At 62.3% G+C, this 15,818-nt stretch carries 14 protein-coding genes, 1 tRNA gene and 1 pseudogene; 8 read left to right on the forward strand and 8 right to left on the reverse strand.

Annotation, left to right across the window (positions count from 1 at the left end; all coding sequences use genetic code 11):
- Positions 1-86: 86 nt before the first annotated feature.
- The 7 genes from ACEWPM_RS04265 (at position 87) to ACEWPM_RS04295 (ending at position 6,708) form a co-directional block, all read left to right on the forward strand.
- A complete protein-coding gene (locus ACEWPM_RS04265) occupies positions 87-1,244 on the forward strand; it encodes a pyridoxal-phosphate-dependent aminotransferase family protein (protein WP_393961979.1) in 1,158 nt (385 codons plus the stop codon).
- Between the two features lie 58 nt (positions 1,245-1,302).
- Positions 1,303-2,283 carry a TRAP transporter substrate-binding protein gene (locus tag ACEWPM_RS04270; protein WP_393961980.1) on the forward strand — a complete coding sequence of 327 codons (981 nt, stop codon included), beginning with the start codon at positions 1,303-1,305 and terminating at the stop codon, positions 2,281-2,283.
- A gap of 126 nt (positions 2,284-2,409) precedes the next feature.
- Entirely contained in the window at positions 2,410-2,976 is a 567-nt protein-coding gene (locus tag ACEWPM_RS04275; RefSeq protein WP_393961981.1) for a TRAP transporter small permease, read from the forward strand.
- Entirely contained in the window at positions 2,976-4,256 is a 1,281-nt protein-coding gene (locus ACEWPM_RS04280) for a TRAP transporter large permease (RefSeq protein ID WP_393961982.1), read from the forward strand. Before ACEWPM_RS04275 ends, ACEWPM_RS04280 begins: the two co-directional genes overlap by 1 nt.
- Positions 4,253-5,038, forward strand: coding sequence for an enoyl-CoA hydratase/isomerase family protein (locus tag ACEWPM_RS04285; protein WP_393961983.1), 786 nt, complete (start codon positions 4,253-4,255; stop codon positions 5,036-5,038). Before ACEWPM_RS04280 ends, ACEWPM_RS04285 begins: the two co-directional genes overlap by 4 nt.
- Positions 5,035-6,249 (forward strand): CaiB/BaiF CoA transferase family protein, encoded by a 1,215-nt coding sequence (locus tag ACEWPM_RS04290; RefSeq protein ID WP_393961984.1) that lies wholly within the window; start codon positions 5,035-5,037, stop codon positions 6,247-6,249. The genes ACEWPM_RS04285 and ACEWPM_RS04290 overlap by 4 nt, the downstream gene beginning before the upstream one ends.
- Positions 6,250-6,282: 33 nt before the next feature.
- On the forward strand, positions 6,283-6,708 hold the full coding sequence (locus ACEWPM_RS04295; protein WP_393961985.1) for a GlcG/HbpS family heme-binding protein: 426 nt from the start codon (positions 6,283-6,285) through the stop codon (positions 6,706-6,708).
- 148 nt (positions 6,709-6,856) lie between these two features.
- Here the strand turns inward: ACEWPM_RS04295 and ACEWPM_RS04300 are convergent, their stop codons facing one another.
- Positions 6,857-7,216 carry a transposase gene (locus tag ACEWPM_RS04300; RefSeq protein ID WP_393961986.1) on the reverse strand — a complete coding sequence of 120 codons (360 nt, stop codon included), beginning with the start codon at positions 7,214-7,216 and terminating at the stop codon, positions 6,857-6,859.
- Positions 7,217-7,248: 32 nt separating this feature from the next.
- On the opposite strand from ACEWPM_RS04300, the pseudogene ACEWPM_RS04305 reads away from it, so the two are divergent.
- Positions 7,249-7,764: pseudogene (locus ACEWPM_RS04305) on the forward strand (transposase); the annotation flags it as partial.
- 783 nt (positions 7,765-8,547) lie between these two features.
- Here ACEWPM_RS04305 and ACEWPM_RS04310 read toward each other — a convergent pair.
- From ACEWPM_RS04310 to ACEWPM_RS04340, 7 genes are all read right to left on the reverse strand, one after another.
- A tRNA-Ser gene (locus ACEWPM_RS04310) sits at positions 8,548-8,637 on the reverse strand.
- 55 nt (positions 8,638-8,692) lie between these two features.
- On the reverse strand, positions 8,693-9,412 hold the full coding sequence (locus tag ACEWPM_RS04315; protein ID WP_393963464.1) for an alanyl-tRNA editing protein: 720 nt from the start codon (positions 9,410-9,412) through the stop codon (positions 8,693-8,695).
- Positions 9,409-11,907 (reverse strand): DUF3772 domain-containing protein, encoded by a 2,499-nt coding sequence (locus tag ACEWPM_RS04320; RefSeq protein ID WP_393963463.1) that lies wholly within the window; start codon positions 11,905-11,907, stop codon positions 9,409-9,411. The genes ACEWPM_RS04315 and ACEWPM_RS04320 overlap by 4 nt, the downstream gene beginning before the upstream one ends.
- Positions 11,904-12,935, reverse strand: coding sequence for a cysteine synthase A (locus tag ACEWPM_RS04325; protein WP_393963462.1), 1,032 nt, complete (start codon positions 12,933-12,935; stop codon positions 11,904-11,906). Before ACEWPM_RS04325 ends, ACEWPM_RS04320 begins: the two co-directional genes overlap by 4 nt.
- 67 nt (positions 12,936-13,002) lie before the next feature.
- Positions 13,003-14,127 carry an NUDIX domain-containing protein gene (locus tag ACEWPM_RS04330; protein ID WP_393963461.1) on the reverse strand — a complete coding sequence of 375 codons (1,125 nt, stop codon included), beginning with the start codon at positions 14,125-14,127 and terminating at the stop codon, positions 13,003-13,005.
- 15 nt (positions 14,128-14,142) lie between these two features.
- Positions 14,143-14,601: a TrgA family protein gene (locus ACEWPM_RS04335; protein WP_393963460.1), complete on the reverse strand. Its 459-nt coding sequence runs from the start codon at positions 14,599-14,601 to the stop codon at positions 14,143-14,145.
- A gap of 3 nt (positions 14,602-14,604) precedes the next feature.
- Entirely contained in the window at positions 14,605-15,813 is a 1,209-nt protein-coding gene (locus tag ACEWPM_RS04340; protein WP_393963459.1) for a class I SAM-dependent methyltransferase, read from the reverse strand.
- Positions 15,814-15,818 lie beyond the last annotated feature (5 nt).

The raw sequence follows: 15,818 nt of genomic DNA on the forward strand, positions 1-15,818 counted from the left end.
GAATTCAAAATTAAGATTAAGCAATAAAAAAGGCGGCTCCCACCGCCGCAAACATCAAGTCCATCAGAGCCTCGGGGTCCATTGTCATGAGAAAAGCCGGTCGTCACTTTTTGCAGATCCCGGGGCCCAGTGCGGTTCCTGACCGTATCCTCAGTGCGATCGGCCAACAGACCATCGACCATCGCGGGCCGGATTTCGCCAAAGTCGGCATGAAGGCGCTGAACGGGCTGAAGACGATCTTCAAGACCGACGAGAGCGTGTTCATCTATCCCGCCTCGGGCACCGGCGCGTGGGAGGCCGCATTGGTCAACACCCTGTCGCCCGGCGACCGCGTGCTGATGTTTGAAACCGGCCATTTCGCCACCCTGTGGAAAAAGCTGGCTGAAAAGCTGGGCCTGCAGGCCGAATTCATCGAGGGCGACTGGCGAGGCGGCGCTGATCCCGATCAGATAGAGGCCTATCTGGCTGAGGACAAAGAGCACCAGATCAAGGCGGTCTGTGTCGTGCACAATGAGACATCGACAGGCTCGGTGTCGCCCATCGCCGCTGTGCGCAAGGCGATCGACAACGCGGGTCATCCGGCGCTGTTCATGGTCGATACGATTTCGGGGCTGGCCTCGCTGGAGTATCAGCACGACGCATGGGGCGTCGATGTGACGGTGTCCGGCTCGCAAAAAGGTCTGATGCTGCCCCCCGGCCTGTCCTTCAACGCCGCGAGCGCCAAGGCCTTGGCCGCGAACAAGACCGCGACGCTGCAACGCTCCTACTGGGACTGGGCCGAAATGCAGGGCCCGAACAAGACCGGATATTTCCCCTACACGCCCGCGACCAATCTGCTCTATGGTCTGAACGAAGCCGTTGAGATGCTGCACGAGGAGGGGATCGACAACGTGTTTTCCCGCCACGCCCGTCACGGTGCCGCCGCCCGCGCAGCTGTGCGCCACTGGGGGCTTGAGGTGCTTTGCGCCAAGCAGGGACAGGAAAGCGGCGTGTTGACCGCCGTCATGATGCCCGAGGGCCATAGCGCCGATGCGTTCCGCGCCAGCACGCTGGAGCATTTCGACATATCGCTTGGCAACGGGCTGTCCAAAGTGGCCGACAAGGTGTTTCGCATCGGCCATCTGGGCGACTTCAACGACCTGATGCTGGTCGCAACATTGGCCGGTGTCGAAATGGGACTGAAAAAGGCGGATGTTCCTCACAACGAGGGTGGGGTCCAAGCCGCAATGCAGATGCTGGCCTGAGGAGGGCGGCACACGCGAACCGGCCTGAAAGAGCCGCAAATCTCTGGGAGGAGAAACCATGAAAATACTCAACAAACTACTGACCGCCACCGCCCTTGCGGGGCTGGCAACCGGCGTCTCGGCTGCGGATATGACGATGAAGTTCGGCCATGTCGGCGCGCCTGGTTCGCTGTTCGAGGCGACGGCGAATAACTTTGCCGAATGCGTCAACGGCGCGATGCCCGACAAGGTCGAGATGCAGACCTTCGGCTCGTCCCAGTTGGGCAATGACAAGGAGATGCTGCAAAAGCTGAAGCTGGCGCAGATTGACTTCTCGCTGCCGTCGTCGGTCATGTCCTCGGTTGATGACACGTTCGGCATCTTCGAGATGCCCTATATCATCACCAGCCGCGATCACATGCGCCGCGTGCAGGGCGAAATGATGGACACGTTTCAGGCCGCCGCGAATGACAATGGCTATCACATCGTCGGTCTGGCCGAGAACGGGTTCCGCCACATCACCAACAACGTGCGCCCGATCAATGTGCCCGCCGATCTGGAAGGCGTGAAACTGCGCACGCCCAACGGTGTCTGGCGTCTGAAGATGTTCCAGGAATACGGCGCGAACCCGACGCCGATGGCGTTTTCCGACGTGTTCACCGCGCTTCAGACCGGCGTGATCGACGGTCAGGAAAACCCCTATGCGCAGATCGCATCGGCCAAGTTCCAGGAAGTGCAGAAATACCTGTCGATCACCGGCCACGTCTATACGCCAGCGTATATTCTGGCCTCTAAAAAGGCGTTCGACGCCCTGCCCGCGGATGTGCAGGCCGGTCTGACCGACTGCGCCAACCAGACGCAGGATTTCACCTATGAAACAGCGGCCGAAATGGAAACCACGCTGCTCAAGGAAATCGAGGATGCGGGGGTCGAGGTGAACACCGCCGACAAGGCCGCGTTCATCGAAGCGTCCAAGCCGATCTACAAGCAGTTCGCCGACGAAGTCGACGGCGCGCAAGAGATGATCGACACGGTGCTTGGCCTCGGTGATTCGGGCTGACATCTGACCGGGTGGCGGGATGATCCTGCCGCCCGACTTCGTTTTATCTGAACACTCACCGACCGCCCCGGCGTGCGCAGCATTTGCGCGCGACATGTGGGCGGAGTCCAACAGGTCTGGACCTCAATGGAACATGCATCGTATCCCGTGCTGTCGCGCATCAACCGGCGGGTCAGCCAGATCCTGGAGTGGATCACCATCAGCCTGATGGTGCTGCTGACGGTGATTGTCAGCCTTGCCGTAATCGCGCGCCTGCTTGGCAACAGCTTCTCTTGGTACGATGAGGTTGCGGCGATCATGCTGGCGTGGATCACCTATTACGGCAGCGCGCTGGCCGCGTTGCACCGGCGGCACATCGGGTTCGACACCGTATTGCTGGCGATGCCGCCCAAGCTGCGGATGGCGGCGTTGCTGGTGGGCGAGTTGATCGTGCTCACCTTCTTTGTGCTGATGGCGCGCGCCGGTCTTCAGGTGCTTGACGTGTTGGAGGGCGATACGCTGGTCTCCCTGACATGGGTGCCCATCCAGTTCACGCAATCGGTCATTCCCATCGGCGCCGCGCTGTTCATCTTGGGACAGATCCTGAGCCTGCCTGGCTATCTCAAGCTGACCTCTGCAGGAATTTCACTGGAACATGCCGAAATCGAAGAAGAAGTCGAAACCGAACTCGAAAAGAACAAGGATCGCACCTGATGCTGATAGGAGCAATTTTCATCGCGATGCTGCTGATGATCTGCATCAACATTCCCATTGCCGTGGCGCTGGCCATGTGCGGCGTTCTGGGCCTGTTGGCGACCGAAGGCGCCGGCAGCCTCGTGACCATCGCGCTGGACATGTATGACGGATCAACCAAATTCTCGCTGATCGCGATCCCGATGTTCGTGCTGGCCGGGGCGATCATGAACGCGGGCGGCATCACCGACAAGTTGATCAACTTTGTGACGGCCATCATCGGGTTCATCCGGGGCGGTCTGGCGATGGTCAACATCGGCGTGTCGCTGTTCTTTGCCGAGATTTCCGGCTCGGCGGTGGCGGATGTGGCCGCGATGGGATCCATCCTGATCCCGCAGATGAAAAAGCGCGGCTATTCCAAGGAATTCTCGGCGGCTGTCACGTCGTCCTCGGCGTCGCTGGCGATCATCATCCCTCCGTCGATCCCGATGATCCTGTATGCGGCCTCGGCCAACACCTCGGTCGAGCAATTGTTCGTCGCCGGTCTGGTGCCGGGTCTGTTGGGCGCGGCGGGGCTGATGTTTGTCGCCTATGCCTTTGCCAAGCGGTATAATTTCCCGACCGAGGCGGCGTTCAATCTGGTCCGGTTGCGCGAAACCTTCATGGACGCGTTGCCCGCCTTTACCCTCCCGGTGATTATCCTTGGCGGCATCTTTGGCGGCTATGTCACCGCGACCGAGGCGGCGGGCCTTGCCGTTATCGCCTCGCTGATTGTGTCGGCGTGGTATGGCAACCTTGATATCCGCCACCTGCGCCGCGCGATGCTGGACGGCGGCATGCAGACGGCCGTCGTCATGCTGCTGGTGGCGGCATCGGTGCTGATGGGCGGCTTTCTGACCCGCGCACAGATCCCTCAGGAACTGGCCAAGGGCATCCTGTCGATCACGACGCAGCAATGGGCGATCCTGCTGATCCTGAACTTCTTCTTCCTGATCATCGGTTTCTTCCTGCACTCGGCTGCCGCGATCATACTGGTCATTCCGATTGTCATCCCGCTGATCAATGCCGCCGGAATCGACCCGGTGCATTTCGGTCTGGTGGTGACGCTGAACCTTGCGATCGGGCAACAGACACCGCCCGTGGCCTCGGTTTTGATCACCGCCTGTTCGGTGGCGCGCGCCAATATCTGGGAGGTGTCCAAGGTCAACATCTGGTTCGTCGGCGTACTGCTGTCGGTGCTGATGATCTGCACCTACGTTCCCTCCATCCCGATGTTCTTGGTGGAGTATTTCTATAGATGACCCAGCCACCCCCCGATCTGACTGAAGAGACCCGCGATGGCATCCTGTGGGCCACCTTCAACCGCCCCGAGGCGCGCAATGCGCTGACCTTTGCGATGTATGAACGCCTTGCCGCGATCTGTGCCGATATGCCCACGGACGGCTCGGTCCGGGCGATGGTGATTTCGGGCGCGGGGGGCAAGGCCTTTGCCGCCGGCACCGACATGACCCAGTTTCGCGCGTTTGAAACGGCGCAGGATGCGCTGGATTACGAGCATCAGATCGACGCGGTTCTGGGCGCGGTGGAACGCTGCCCGGTGCCGACCATTGCCGCGATCCACGGGGCCTGCACCGGCGGCGGGGCGTCGATTGCGGCGGCCTGTGACATCCGCATCGCCTCGGCCCGGTTGAAATTCGGCTTTCCGATTGCGCGCACCCTGGGCAATTGTCTGGCCGCCGGGAACCTGGCCCGCCTGTCCGATCTGATGGGCGCGGGCCGCGTGCGCGAGCTGATCTTTACCGCGCGCCTGATCGAGGCGGAGGAAGCCGCGCGCATCGGCCTGATCTCCGAGGTTCTGGAGGACGAGGACGCGCTGATGACCCGCGCGGGCGAGTTGGCCGAACTGGTCGGGTCGATGGCCCCGCTGACCCTGCGCGCCACCAAGGAGGCGATGCGCCGCACCCGCGCCGCCGTCACCGTGGACGATTCCGACCTGATCACGTCCTGCTACATGAGTGCGGATTTCCGCACCGGAATGGAGGCGTTTCTGGCCAAGCGCAAACCCGAATGGAGCGGCACATGAGCACACCAACCGGACCCCTCGCAGGGCTGCGCGTGATCGAGTTGGCCCATATCATGGCCGGGCCGGTCTGTGGTCTGATGCTGGCCGATATGGGCGCGGATGTGATCAAGGTGGAAAAGCCGAACGGCGACGATTCCCGCCGCTTCGTCCCCCCCGAGATCGAGGGCGAATCCGCCGCCTACATGATGATGAACCGCAACAAACGCGGCATTGCCCTGAACCTGAAAGACCCCGAAGCGCTGGAGATCCTGCGCCGCCTGCTGGCCGATGCCGATGTGGTGATCGAGAATTACCGCAAGGGCACGATGGAAAAGCTGGGCCTGTCCTACGAGGATCTGGCGAAGGTCAATCCGCGCCTGATCTATTGCGAAATCTCCGGCTTCGGGCGCACCGGCCCCTATGCGGATCGCGGCGGGTTCGACCTGATCGCGCAGGGCATGGCGGGGTTGATGTCGATCACCGGCGAAGGCCCGGGTCGTCCGCCGGTCAAGGTGGCCGCGCCGATTTCGGACATCAACGCGGGCATTCTGGCGGCGATGGGCATCTGTGCGGCGCATTCCAACGTGCAGCGCACCGGGCAAGGGCAGAAGGTGGACACATCGCTGTTCGAGGCGGCGATTGTGCAGACCTATTGGCAATCCGCCATCGCCTTTGCCACCGGCGACAAGCCCGCACCGCTGGGGTCTGCCCATCCGCTGAACGCACCCTATCAGGCGTTCCAGACTTCCGATGGCTGGATCAACGTGGGTGCCGCGAACCAGCGCAACTGGGAACGCTTTCTTGACGTGATCGGCGCGCCCGAGTTGAACGACGATCCCCGGTTTTCCTCAAACTTCGTGCGGATGCAGAACCTGCCCGCGCTGGTCGAGATCCTGAATGGATACCTGTCGCAGCAGAGCACCGAAACGTGGTTAACGCGGATGGAGCAGGCCGATCTGCCCGCCGGGCCGGTCAATGACATCCTGCAAATGCACGACGACCCGCAGGCGCGCGCGCGCGACATGATCGTCAGCGTCGATCACCCCAAGGCGGGCAAGATCGACACTATTGGCCATCCCGTCAAGTTCAGCCAGACTCCCGCCAGCGTCCGCCACCCTGCCCCGCTGCTGGGACAGCACACGCGCGAAGTCCTGTCCGAATTAGGCTGCGACGACACCCGGATCGAGGCCCTGATACGGTCAGAGGCGGTGATCGCGACCGACCCTGCCTAACCCCTTATCCCCACTAAACAAGGAGCTGACCCCATGACTCTCGGCCTAGATCAGGCGCAAGCCGTCATCAAAGAATGCCTGCAATGGCGTAAGGATAACGGGCTGAAGCCTCTAACGGTCGCCGTTCTGGACAGCGGCGGGTATCTGTTGGCCCTCGCACGCGAGGATGGCACCAGCAATCTCAGGCCGGACATTGCTCAGGGCAAGGCGCGCGGCGCAGTGGCCATGGGCCTGGGCTCGCGCGCCTTGTTTGAGCGCGCCAAGAGTGAGCCGTTCTTCATTCAGGCTATGAATGCGCTGGCGCAGGGATCGCTTGTGCCGGTCGCGGGCGGCGTGTTGATCAAACAGGACGGCGTCATTCTGGGCGCGGTCGGCATCACAGGTGACAACTCTGACAACGACGAGGCCTGCGCGATAGCCGCAATTGAAAAGGCCGGATTTGTGGCCGACGGCGGCTGACCCGCGCGCTGGCCCTATGACGCCAGCACGGCTGAGCCCAGGCGTTCGGCCGAGGCCTTGATCAATTCGGCCATACGCGTGACTGACGCTTCTTGATGCGCGACTCTGCTAACAAGAAAGCTATTGGCAAGTTGTTTCTCTTGCCTGTTCAGACAGTGCTGCCAGATGAATTCGCACCAGTCTCCGAAAGGAAAGTGACGCTGTGTTGGTCGCGCTGGATCATCGACCGCTTCTTTGCCGGGCTCACCTTTTGAGCCCTTCCGACAAAAAAATCGTTCTCGACCGCCAGTCTCCCGATCTTGGCATGCAGTTTCTTGACCTCGGCTTCGGTCGGACCACTCTGCTTGCCGCCCGAGAACACGTCTGCCGTCCCGTCGATGGCATGCCGCTTCCAGGTGCTGACCTGGTTCGGGTGCAACTGATGCTTCGCGGCGATCTCTTGCACCGTCTTGTCGCCGCGCAGCGCTGAACTGGCCCCCTTTTCGACCGGACAGTCAGGCATAACCATGGAGGCTTAGGGATAGCCCTGAATACGTGCTTATGTCTGAGTATGAAATCATCACTGATGGCGTCCGCAGGCGTCACTGGACGTCGTCCGAGAATCTGCGGATCGTCGAGGAGACACTGGACGAGACCGCCAGCATCTCGGGCGTGGCGCGCCGCAATGGTGTGGCACCGAACCTGCCGTATCGTTGGCGGCATCTGATGCTGGAAGGGGGAGCCGTGGCCGTGTCAGGAGACGATGACGTCAAAAGCAACCGCGCCGTCCGCCAGATGGAAGATCGTATTCGCGAGCTGGAGCGCCAGCTGGGACGAAAGACTTTGGAGGTCGAGATCCTCAAGGAGGCGCTCGACAAGTGGTCGAAACTCTGGGCGCCTCCAGATCGAACCTGCACGCCCGGGTGACGGGAAGCGCGAAGCCGAGCCGGCGCTATCACAAAGCGCGATACGGTGAGCGGCACAGGCCGTAAGCCAAAAGGCGCCGTGAACGGGGTGCCGCTCATCACCGCGCTGGTGGCGGCGCGACCGACCTACGAATATCGTCGCATCACGGCCACCACAGAGCTTGTGCGGTTGAGAACCTTGCTGCAAATCATTCTGGCATATGCTCAGCTTGCAGGAGGTAACGACAGCGATCTTCACGTCCTGCCAATCAGTGGAAAAAACGGCGGCTGGCCGCGTTTGGTTGGGCGTCTGCTCAACCAGCATTTCAAGGCGATGCGTGCTCTTCATTGCCTCAACGTCGAAGCGGACGAAAGCGAACACCACCGCGTCTTAGAATACCTAGCCTTCACGAGGTATGCGGCGCAGATTGCCGTTGCTGGCGCTCGATCAACTGGACCGAGCAATCCCATCTTGAAGCCACTCGATCAGCTGGCGAAAGACGTTGCGACCCAAGTTCGTGCGGTGATTTCGCTGCAAGAGGATGACACTCACGCGATCGGCGAAATCAATGACCGGCTGAATGAGCGCTTCACGGTCAGACTGGCGCTCGATCCCATTCCTCATCCATAAGCACCCCCAAACGCCGCCCGGGTTTTCGCTGCGATCCTGAGCAATGCGCCTACCGCGTGTTCGATCTCCGTTGCCATAGATATCGTTCAGAACGCGCGTTTGGGTTTTGGCGGGATTTGGCAGCAGAGCATTGAAAGGTAACGGGAAAATTGGATCGAACCGAAACGGGCAAGGTTCGCCCAACCTGAGACTGAGGGCTGTTCTGAGCCCAGCTTCGCCTTGGCAGCGCGTCTAAGAGGTTCGGTCAGTTCTCGCAAACCCCTTTGATAACACGGAAAAATCCGTGCCCGTCAGGGCGGTGTTACTGGTTCGCAATAGGGATAATGGCGGAGCGACAGGGATTCGAACCCTGGAGACGGTCTCCCGCCTACACACTTTCCAGGCGTGCGCCTTCGACCACTCGGCCACCGCTCCGTTGCGTCTCTTTAACGGGGGGCGGACGGGCAGATCAAGGGTATAATCGCGCTTTTCAGTTGTCGAGGTGCAGATAGACCCGCCGGTTCTGGCGGCCCTTCTTTTCGATCTTGCCGAGCCGGAGTTGACCGATCTCGCCCGTGCGGGCCACGTGGGTCCCGCCGCAGGGCTGGCGGTCGACATAAGGCACCTCGGGGCCGATCTGGACAAGGCGGATCCGGCCCGCGCCACGCGGCGGGGCGACGGACATCGTCTTGACCAGTTCTGGGTTGGCGTCGAGTTCGGCGCCGGTGATCCAGTCCTCGCTGACCGGCAGGTCGGCATCAATCAGCGTGTTTAGCTCGGCCTCGATTGCGGCGGGATCCTCGGGGGCGTCGGGCATGTCGAAATCGAGGCGGCTGCGCAGCTCGCCAATGGCCCCGCCCGAGACGGGCAAGGGGACGACGACCGACAGGAGGTGTAGCGCCGTGTGCATCCGCATCAGGCGGTGACGGCGAGACCAGTTGAGCGTCTGGCGCAGCGCGGTGCCGACCGGCGGCAAGGCCTGCGGCGCAGCGGGCACGAGGACGATGGCGTCGCCCTCGCCCTTGACGGTCGTGGCCACCTCCATGCTCCCGCCGGGCCAGGTGACATGGCCGCTATCGCCGGGCTGGCCGCCACCAGTTGGATAGAAGATCGAGCGATCGAGAACGACGCCGCCTTCGGCGGTATGCGCCGTCACTGTTCCGGGTGCGTCGGCGCAATAGGCATCGTCGCGGAAAAGGGGATGTGTCATCGTCCGTCTCCATCGGGATCGCCGGCGCTGTCGCCCTCGTCGATGCGCTGCGCCTGGTCGATGTGGGTTTCATCCATGGCGGACGCACGGTTCGAGGCCGTGGCATCGGGCTGCTCGGCCGCCTTGCGCTGCGCTGCGCCTGCGGCGGCGCCGGTCAGTACCTCGGGGTTGCGCAGCCAGATGTCGCGCTGCTGATAGGGGATCTCGATATTTTCCTCCGCAAACCGCTTGGCGATCTCATGGTGCATGTCCGAGCCAACATTCATGATCCAGTTTACATCGCGCAAAATCGCGCGGATCTCAAAATCGTAGGAATCTGTGCCGAACGCCTTGAAGAGGACCGTCGGCTCGGGGTTCATCAGCACCATGGGATGGCCGGTGGCAACCTCGCGGAGGATGGCTTCGATCCGTTTCGTATCGCTGCCATAGGCCACGCCCACCTTGACGATCAGGCGGCCCACCGTGCTGCCCTTGGTGTAGTTGGTAACCACACCGCTGACGAGATCCGAGTTGGGGATGATCAGGTCCGACCGGTCGAACGTCTCGATCCGGGTCGAGCGCACCGAGATTTCACGCACCGTGCCGTGCTGACCATTCACCTCGATCCAGTCGCCCTGGCTGATGGGCCGCTCGATCAACAGAATGATGCCAGCTACGAAGTTCGAAACGATGTTTTGCAGGCCGAAACCGATACCGACGGACAGTGCACCCGCGACGATGGCAAGGCTGCTGAGGTCGATCCCTGCGCTCGTTACCGCAATCAGCGCCGCAAGGAAAATGCCGATGTACCCCACACCCGAAACGATGGCATCGCGCGCACCCATTTCCATCTTGGTCTTGGGCAGGAGCGAGTTCTTGAGCGTGCCCTGGACGACGCGCGTCACGAGGAAGCCGATCGAAAAGATAACGGCGAGCGTGAGAAAGATCGTCGGCGATATGGTCAGATCGCCCAAGGTCACACCGCGCTTGAACTTCACCCAAAGCTCGCTGAGATCCGCAACGCGGGCGCCCCAGATCAGCGCGAATATGGGCAGGGAGGCGATGAACAGCACGAAGCCGGACAGCATCGGAACCAGATCGTCCGATGTGCCCTCGCTCTTGCGGGTGGCAAGCACGTAGATCTCGACGATGAAACCCCGCAGCACCAACAGGGCCGCCAGCAGCATCAATGACAGGAGCGACGGCATCATAATGCCGACTGCCGCCTTGTAATAGCCAATGGCCGCGAGGACGGGCGCCAGAACGGCCACAGCCACAAGCACCTTTGCCAGAAGGCGGCCGATCCGGTTGCGGTAGCTGTTGGACGCGGGATCATCATTATCAAGATCGGCACTGACGGCGCGGCAATGCTTGGTCAGAAGGCGCGACAGACGGATCAGCACCAGACCCGACACCACCATGACCGGGAAGATCACGGCGACGCGCGCCTCGGGCTGCCAGCCGTAGGTTTCAGCGAATTCGCGCACGATATGCATCAGCGCCACGATGATTCCCAGCGCACCGCCATAGATCCGCCCTGCCCTGCGGTCGTCGTTCCCCAGCTTGAGCTGGAGGCGGCTATCATCTTGCTTCGGGAAGAGGCGCAGCGCCAGCCAGCGCGCAACCAAGAAGATGATCAGCGCAACCAGCAAAATGTCCAACTGCAGCGCGGAGTGGCCGCCCTGAAGCCCGCTGAGAGTCAGCGCCTGAATGAGGATGAGCATGCCGATAACCGGCATGATGATCTCGCCCAAAGACATCAGGAATTGGATCAACCACGCACCGGATGTCGCCGGCCTTGGCAAGACAATGCGCATCAGCCACTCGACCCAGAAACGCCCCCTTACCAGTAAAAGCAGGCCGATCAGTCCCAGAACGGCGGCAGCGGGCAGTTTGGGCGCCAGTTCGGCGCGTTGCTGGGGCGCGCTCAGCTTGGCCAAGATTTCCGATTGCACCGCCTCGAAAGCGCTGTAGAGCGCCAACCAGCCCGCTCCCCAATGGGCAGGGTTCAACGGGGATGGACCGCGCTCCAGCAACTCTTCCGTCTGACGCTCGCGGATGATGCGATCGACATTGCGGATCATCTCGTCCGCTTCGCTATAAGCCAGCTCGGCCTGCCTGACCGGCGCGCGCAGATCGGCCAGCTGCGCGTTCAGCGCGTCGCGCCGGGAGGCGATATCGGCGCTCTCCTCCTCACCTTCCGCCGGCACCGGTCCCAGCGCCTTGATCTGCGCCTCAAGCGTGGAGATCGCGCTGGAATTGATATCCTGCGCATTGGCAAACACGCTGCGCCATTCGGCCAGCTGGTCGCGCATGATCTCGAAGGCCTTGAGGGAGGCGCGCTGATTTTCGATCGCCTCACTGGCGCGATTTGCCAGACTTTCCCAGCGGTCGTAATCCGGCGCTTCGGGGGGCTGCTGCGCATGGACGGCGCTTGGCAGGGCCACCATCGCCGCACCGCCGGGTACCAGCGCAAGCGTCAGCGCCAGCAGCAAGTTGCGCAGCAATGCCATCATTCAGCAAAGACCCCGGGGATCGAGCGTGGCGCATCCTGCATCCAGCCGGGGACCGGCAGGCCCTTTTCGCGCAGAAACTCGGGGTTGAAGAGTTTTGACTGATAGCGTGTGCCATAGTCGCAGAGAATGGTTGCGATGGTATGGCCAGGGCCCATCTCGCGCGCCAGACGCATCGCGCCCGCCACGTTCACGCCGGTGGAGGCGCCCATGCAAAGGCCCTCGTGCTCCAAGAGGTCAAAGACGATGGGCAGCGCCTCGCTATCGGGGACCTGATAGGCGAAATCCGGGGTGAAGCCTTCGAGATTGGCGGTGATGCGCGCCTGCCCGATGCCCTCGGCGATGCTCTCGCCCTCGCTCTCCAACTCGCCGGTCGTGTAGTAGGAATAAAGCTTTGCACCCATCGGATCGGCGATGGCCACCTTGACGCCCTTGGGCTGCAGCGCCATGCCGACGCCCGCCAGCGTGCCGCCCGACCCGACGGCGCAGCAAAATCCATCCAGCTTGCCATCCGTCTGCTCCCACAGCTCGGGGCCGGTCGTTTCGATATGAGCGAGGCGGTTAGCGGTGTTGTCGAACTGGTTGGCCCAGATCGCGCCGTTCGGCTCGCTCTTGGCCAGCGCCTGCGCAAGACGCTCGGAATAGCGCACGAAATTATTGGGGTTGCTATAGGGCGCTGCCGGCACCTGCACCAGATCGGCACCCGCAAGGCGCAGCATGTCTTTTTTCTCCTGGCTTTGCGTCTCGGGGATGACGATCACAGTCTTGAAGCCCATGGACGCGCCCACCAGCGCAAGGCCGATGCCAGTATTGCCCGCCGTGCCCTCGACGATGGTGCCGCCCGGTTTCAACTCACCCCGCGCGACCGCGTCGCGAATGATATAGAGCGCCGCGCGGTCCTTGACCGACTGTCCGGGGTTCAGGAACTCGGCCTTGCCGAGAATGGTGCAGCCCGTCTCTTCGCTGGCGCGGCGCAGTTTGATCAGGGGGGTGTTACCGACCGCGGCGGCCAGATCCTCGGCAAAGCGCATGGCGCATCCTTTCAGCGTTGCGGCGTTATAGCGTCAGGAAAAGACTTAGGCCCGATGCCCCCCGGACTCAAGCCGCAGCGCACAGGTCAGGCCGCTTGGCCGCCAGCCACAAGAGCGACAGGATCAGCGGCCCGTTATCCGCCTCGCCAGTCTCGATCAGGTGCATAGCGGCGTTGAAATCAACAAGATGCAGCCGGATATCCTCGGCCTCGGACTGTAGCCCGCCAAAGCGCGGCAAATCGTCGGGCAGATCGGCCAACCCTACGAAATTGTGAAAATACTCAGTCGAATAGCCGGGCGTGCAATAGTACCCGGCAATCGGCAAAAGCTGGCTGAGCGTCAGACCCGCCTCCTCCGCGCATTCGCGGTGCGCTGCCTCTTCGGGCGTCTCGCCTGCATCTACACGGCCCGCGACGGGCTCCAGCATCCAGGGGCGTGGGTCGCCGCGCCCGAAAGGCCCCATGCGGAACTGCTCGACCAGCAGCACCCGGTCGCGCACCGGATCATAGGGCAGCACCATGGCCGCATCGGTCGCCACGATTATCTCGCGGCGCAGTTCGGGGCCAAGATCTTCTTGAAAGCTTGGATAGCGCAGGCGCTGCGTCTCAAAGCGGTAGAAGCCGATGTGATCCACCTGCGTGTCCAGAACCTCTACCGTCTCCGCCCCCGTATCGCTGCGAATCCTGGCAGGTACGCCCTTGGCGGCCAGACGCGCCGAGGCACGCGCGCGGATCATCGGCATGCGAGAAGCCAGCGTCTCGGCGTCCATGCGGCCCAGATAGGACATCGCCTCGCCCGCCGCGAGACGGCTGAGCGGGCCATATCGCGACTGCCAGTCGGCCAGATCGAAGGGGGCACCGGGGGGCGATTGTCCGGGGCCGGGAAAATAGAGCCGGGCGCGGCGGGCGGCGCCGTCGCTGATTACCTCCACGGGTTTCAGATCATAGCCAAAGCCGCCCTCGTAAAAATCCAGCCGCTCGAGCAGCGCAGCGCCGGGATCGGCCAGAAGAACGCCGCGCGCCTCCTGCCCCGCCGCCTCGGCGATGGTCGGAAAGACCTGGCCCTCAGCCCAGCTGACCGCGTGATCCGGCAGAACAGCTTCGCGCAGATCGGCGCCAAACGCCTCGGGACCCAACACAATGGCCAACAGCGCACGGTCGCGCAGCGTGCCGTAGAGAAAAATATCGGTCATGCCCCCCGGGTCCGCTCAGGTCCAGCGCCGCGCGGCCATTTCGGCGAGCACCCCGCAGACCATGCCGCCGATCAAGAGAACGCCGATCAGCGTGGGGTCTATCAGGTATTGCGCGTAGTCGATCGCGTTCTTGAAGATGCCGACGATCGCCTCGACCGGGCCGCTATACTTGTTTTCCAAAGACTGCTTGAGCATGAGGTTCAGGCTTTGGACGAAGAACGCCCATATGATCAGCGCCAGCGCGCCGGTCAGCCCGTTGGCCAGCGCATCCAGCATGCCGCGCCCCGCCCGGCTGCCGATAACATACCAGCCGCACAAAAGCCCCAGCACCGCGTTGACGTAATTGAACCACCCAAAGCCCGTGCCCTCTGGCATGAGCGGGCGCACCAGATCGGAGGCAAGCCAGCCGAGCGCCCCGAGCGACAGGGCCGCCACAAGACGGGCGGCGGTGGGAAGGGTGCGCGTGGAAGGCATGTCTTATCCGGGCTTTGCTATGGTGATCTGTGTCACGTCGCAGTTTCCCGCGTGAAACGATCCGGCGCAAGAGGTCAGGTAGAAATTCCACATCCGCCGGAACCGGTCGTCGAAACCAAGTGCCGCCACGCTGTCCCATGACGCGTTGAAGCGGTCATGCCAGCGCCGGAGTGTCTGGCTGTAGCTCTCGCCGAACTCGACGGACCCAGCCAGGGTCAGGCCGGCGCGCTCAACCTCGGCGCGCAGCGCGCTGGGGCTGGGCAGCATACCGCCCGGAAAGATGTATTTCTGGATAAAATCCACGCCACGCCGGTACACGTCCCAGCGGTCGTCGCTGATGGTGATGATCTGCAGGGTCGCGCATTTACCGGGGCGCAGCCGCTCGCGCACCGTGTCGAAATAGACGGGCCAGTATTGCTGGCCGACCGCCTCGAACATTTCGATGCTGGCGATGCCGTCATAGGTGCCACGCTCGTCGCGGTAATCCTGCATCTTGAACTCGACCAGATGGGAAAGCCCTGCTTTTTCAATACGCTCACGCGCATAGTTCAACTGCTCGCGACTGATGGTGAGGCCGGTCACTTTCAGCCCCCGCTCGGCGGCGGCGTATTCGGCAAAACCGCCCCAGCCACAGCCGATTTCCAGCACGTGATCGCCGGGCCCCACGCCCATCCGGTCGACCATCGACGCATATTTGGCGATCTGCGCCTTCTCCATGCTTTCCTGCCCGGTCTCGAAAATGGCGCTGGAATAGGTCATCGTCTCGTCCAGCCAAAGCTGGTAGAAATCGTTGCCGAGGTCATAGTGATGGCTGATATTCTTGCGCGCCTGCCCCTTCGAATTACCGCGCAGCCAGTGGCGCGCCCGCTCGAAGGCACGGACAAGCCCCATGCCGGGAAAGCCGTCATATACGTCCTCGTTATCCGTGCAAATGAAATCCATCAGCGCCTGCAGGTCAGGCGTGGACCACCAGCCATCGAGATACGCGTCGCAAAATCCCAGATCGCCTTCGCGGATCAGGCGGGCGAACACGTCCGTGTTATGCAGATGCACCTCACCCACCGGACCCGGATTGGGGCCATCCGCACGAAAGACACGCCCGTCGGGCAGCACGAAATCGAGGCGGCCCCGATTGATGCCCTTGGTCTTATCGAAAACCCGGGCGAAATAGCGCGGCAGGTCTTTCTGGCCGTCGGTCGAAGTCAGGATCATGGCAG

It is taken from the genome of Roseovarius maritimus, from assembly GCF_043355895.2.
In the GTDB taxonomy this organism is placed as follows: Bacteria; Pseudomonadota; Alphaproteobacteria; order Rhodobacterales; family Rhodobacteraceae; genus Roseovarius; species Roseovarius maritimus.

What these genes read in the sequence shown, in the direction of transcription:
- ACEWPM_RS04270 (WP_393961980.1), top strand. Translation starts at nt 1,303, where the DNA reads ATGAAAATACTCAACAAACTACTGACCGCCACCGCCCTTGCGGGGCTG.
- ACEWPM_RS04330 (WP_393963461.1), bottom strand. Translation starts at nt 14,127, where the DNA reads ATGACCGATATTTTTCTCTACGGCACGCTGCGCGACCGTGCGCTGTTG.
- ACEWPM_RS04320 (WP_393963463.1), bottom strand. Translation starts at nt 11,907, where the DNA reads ATGATGGCATTGCTGCGCAACTTGCTGCTGGCGCTGACGCTTGCGCTG.
- ACEWPM_RS04300 (WP_393961986.1), bottom strand. Translation starts at nt 7,216, where the DNA reads ATGGTTATGCCTGACTGTCCGGTCGAAAAGGGGGCCAGTTCAGCGCTG.
- ACEWPM_RS04325 (WP_393963462.1), bottom strand. Translation starts at nt 12,935, where the DNA reads ATGCGCTTTGCCGAGGATCTGGCCGCCGCGGTCGGTAACACCCCCCTG.
- ACEWPM_RS04315 (WP_393963464.1), bottom strand. Translation starts at nt 9,412, where the DNA reads ATGACACATCCCCTTTTCCGCGACGATGCCTATTGCGCCGACGCACCC.
- ACEWPM_RS04295 (WP_393961985.1), top strand. Translation starts at nt 6,283, where the DNA reads ATGACTCTCGGCCTAGATCAGGCGCAAGCCGTCATCAAAGAATGCCTG.
- ACEWPM_RS04335 (WP_393963460.1), bottom strand. Translation starts at nt 14,601, where the DNA reads ATGCCTTCCACGCGCACCCTTCCCACCGCCGCCCGTCTTGTGGCGGCC.
- ACEWPM_RS04285 (WP_393961983.1), top strand. Translation starts at nt 4,253, where the DNA reads ATGACCCAGCCACCCCCCGATCTGACTGAAGAGACCCGCGATGGCATC.
- ACEWPM_RS04265 (WP_393961979.1), top strand. Translation starts at nt 87, where the DNA reads ATGAGAAAAGCCGGTCGTCACTTTTTGCAGATCCCGGGGCCCAGTGCG.
- ACEWPM_RS04290 (WP_393961984.1), top strand. Translation starts at nt 5,035, where the DNA reads ATGAGCACACCAACCGGACCCCTCGCAGGGCTGCGCGTGATCGAGTTG.
- ACEWPM_RS04340 (WP_393963459.1), bottom strand. Translation starts at nt 15,813, where the DNA reads ATGATCCTGACTTCGACCGACGGCCAGAAAGACCTGCCGCGCTATTTC.
- ACEWPM_RS04275 (WP_393961981.1), top strand. Translation starts at nt 2,410, where the DNA reads ATGGAACATGCATCGTATCCCGTGCTGTCGCGCATCAACCGGCGGGTC.
- ACEWPM_RS04280 (WP_393961982.1), top strand. Translation starts at nt 2,976, where the DNA reads ATGCTGATAGGAGCAATTTTCATCGCGATGCTGCTGATGATCTGCATC.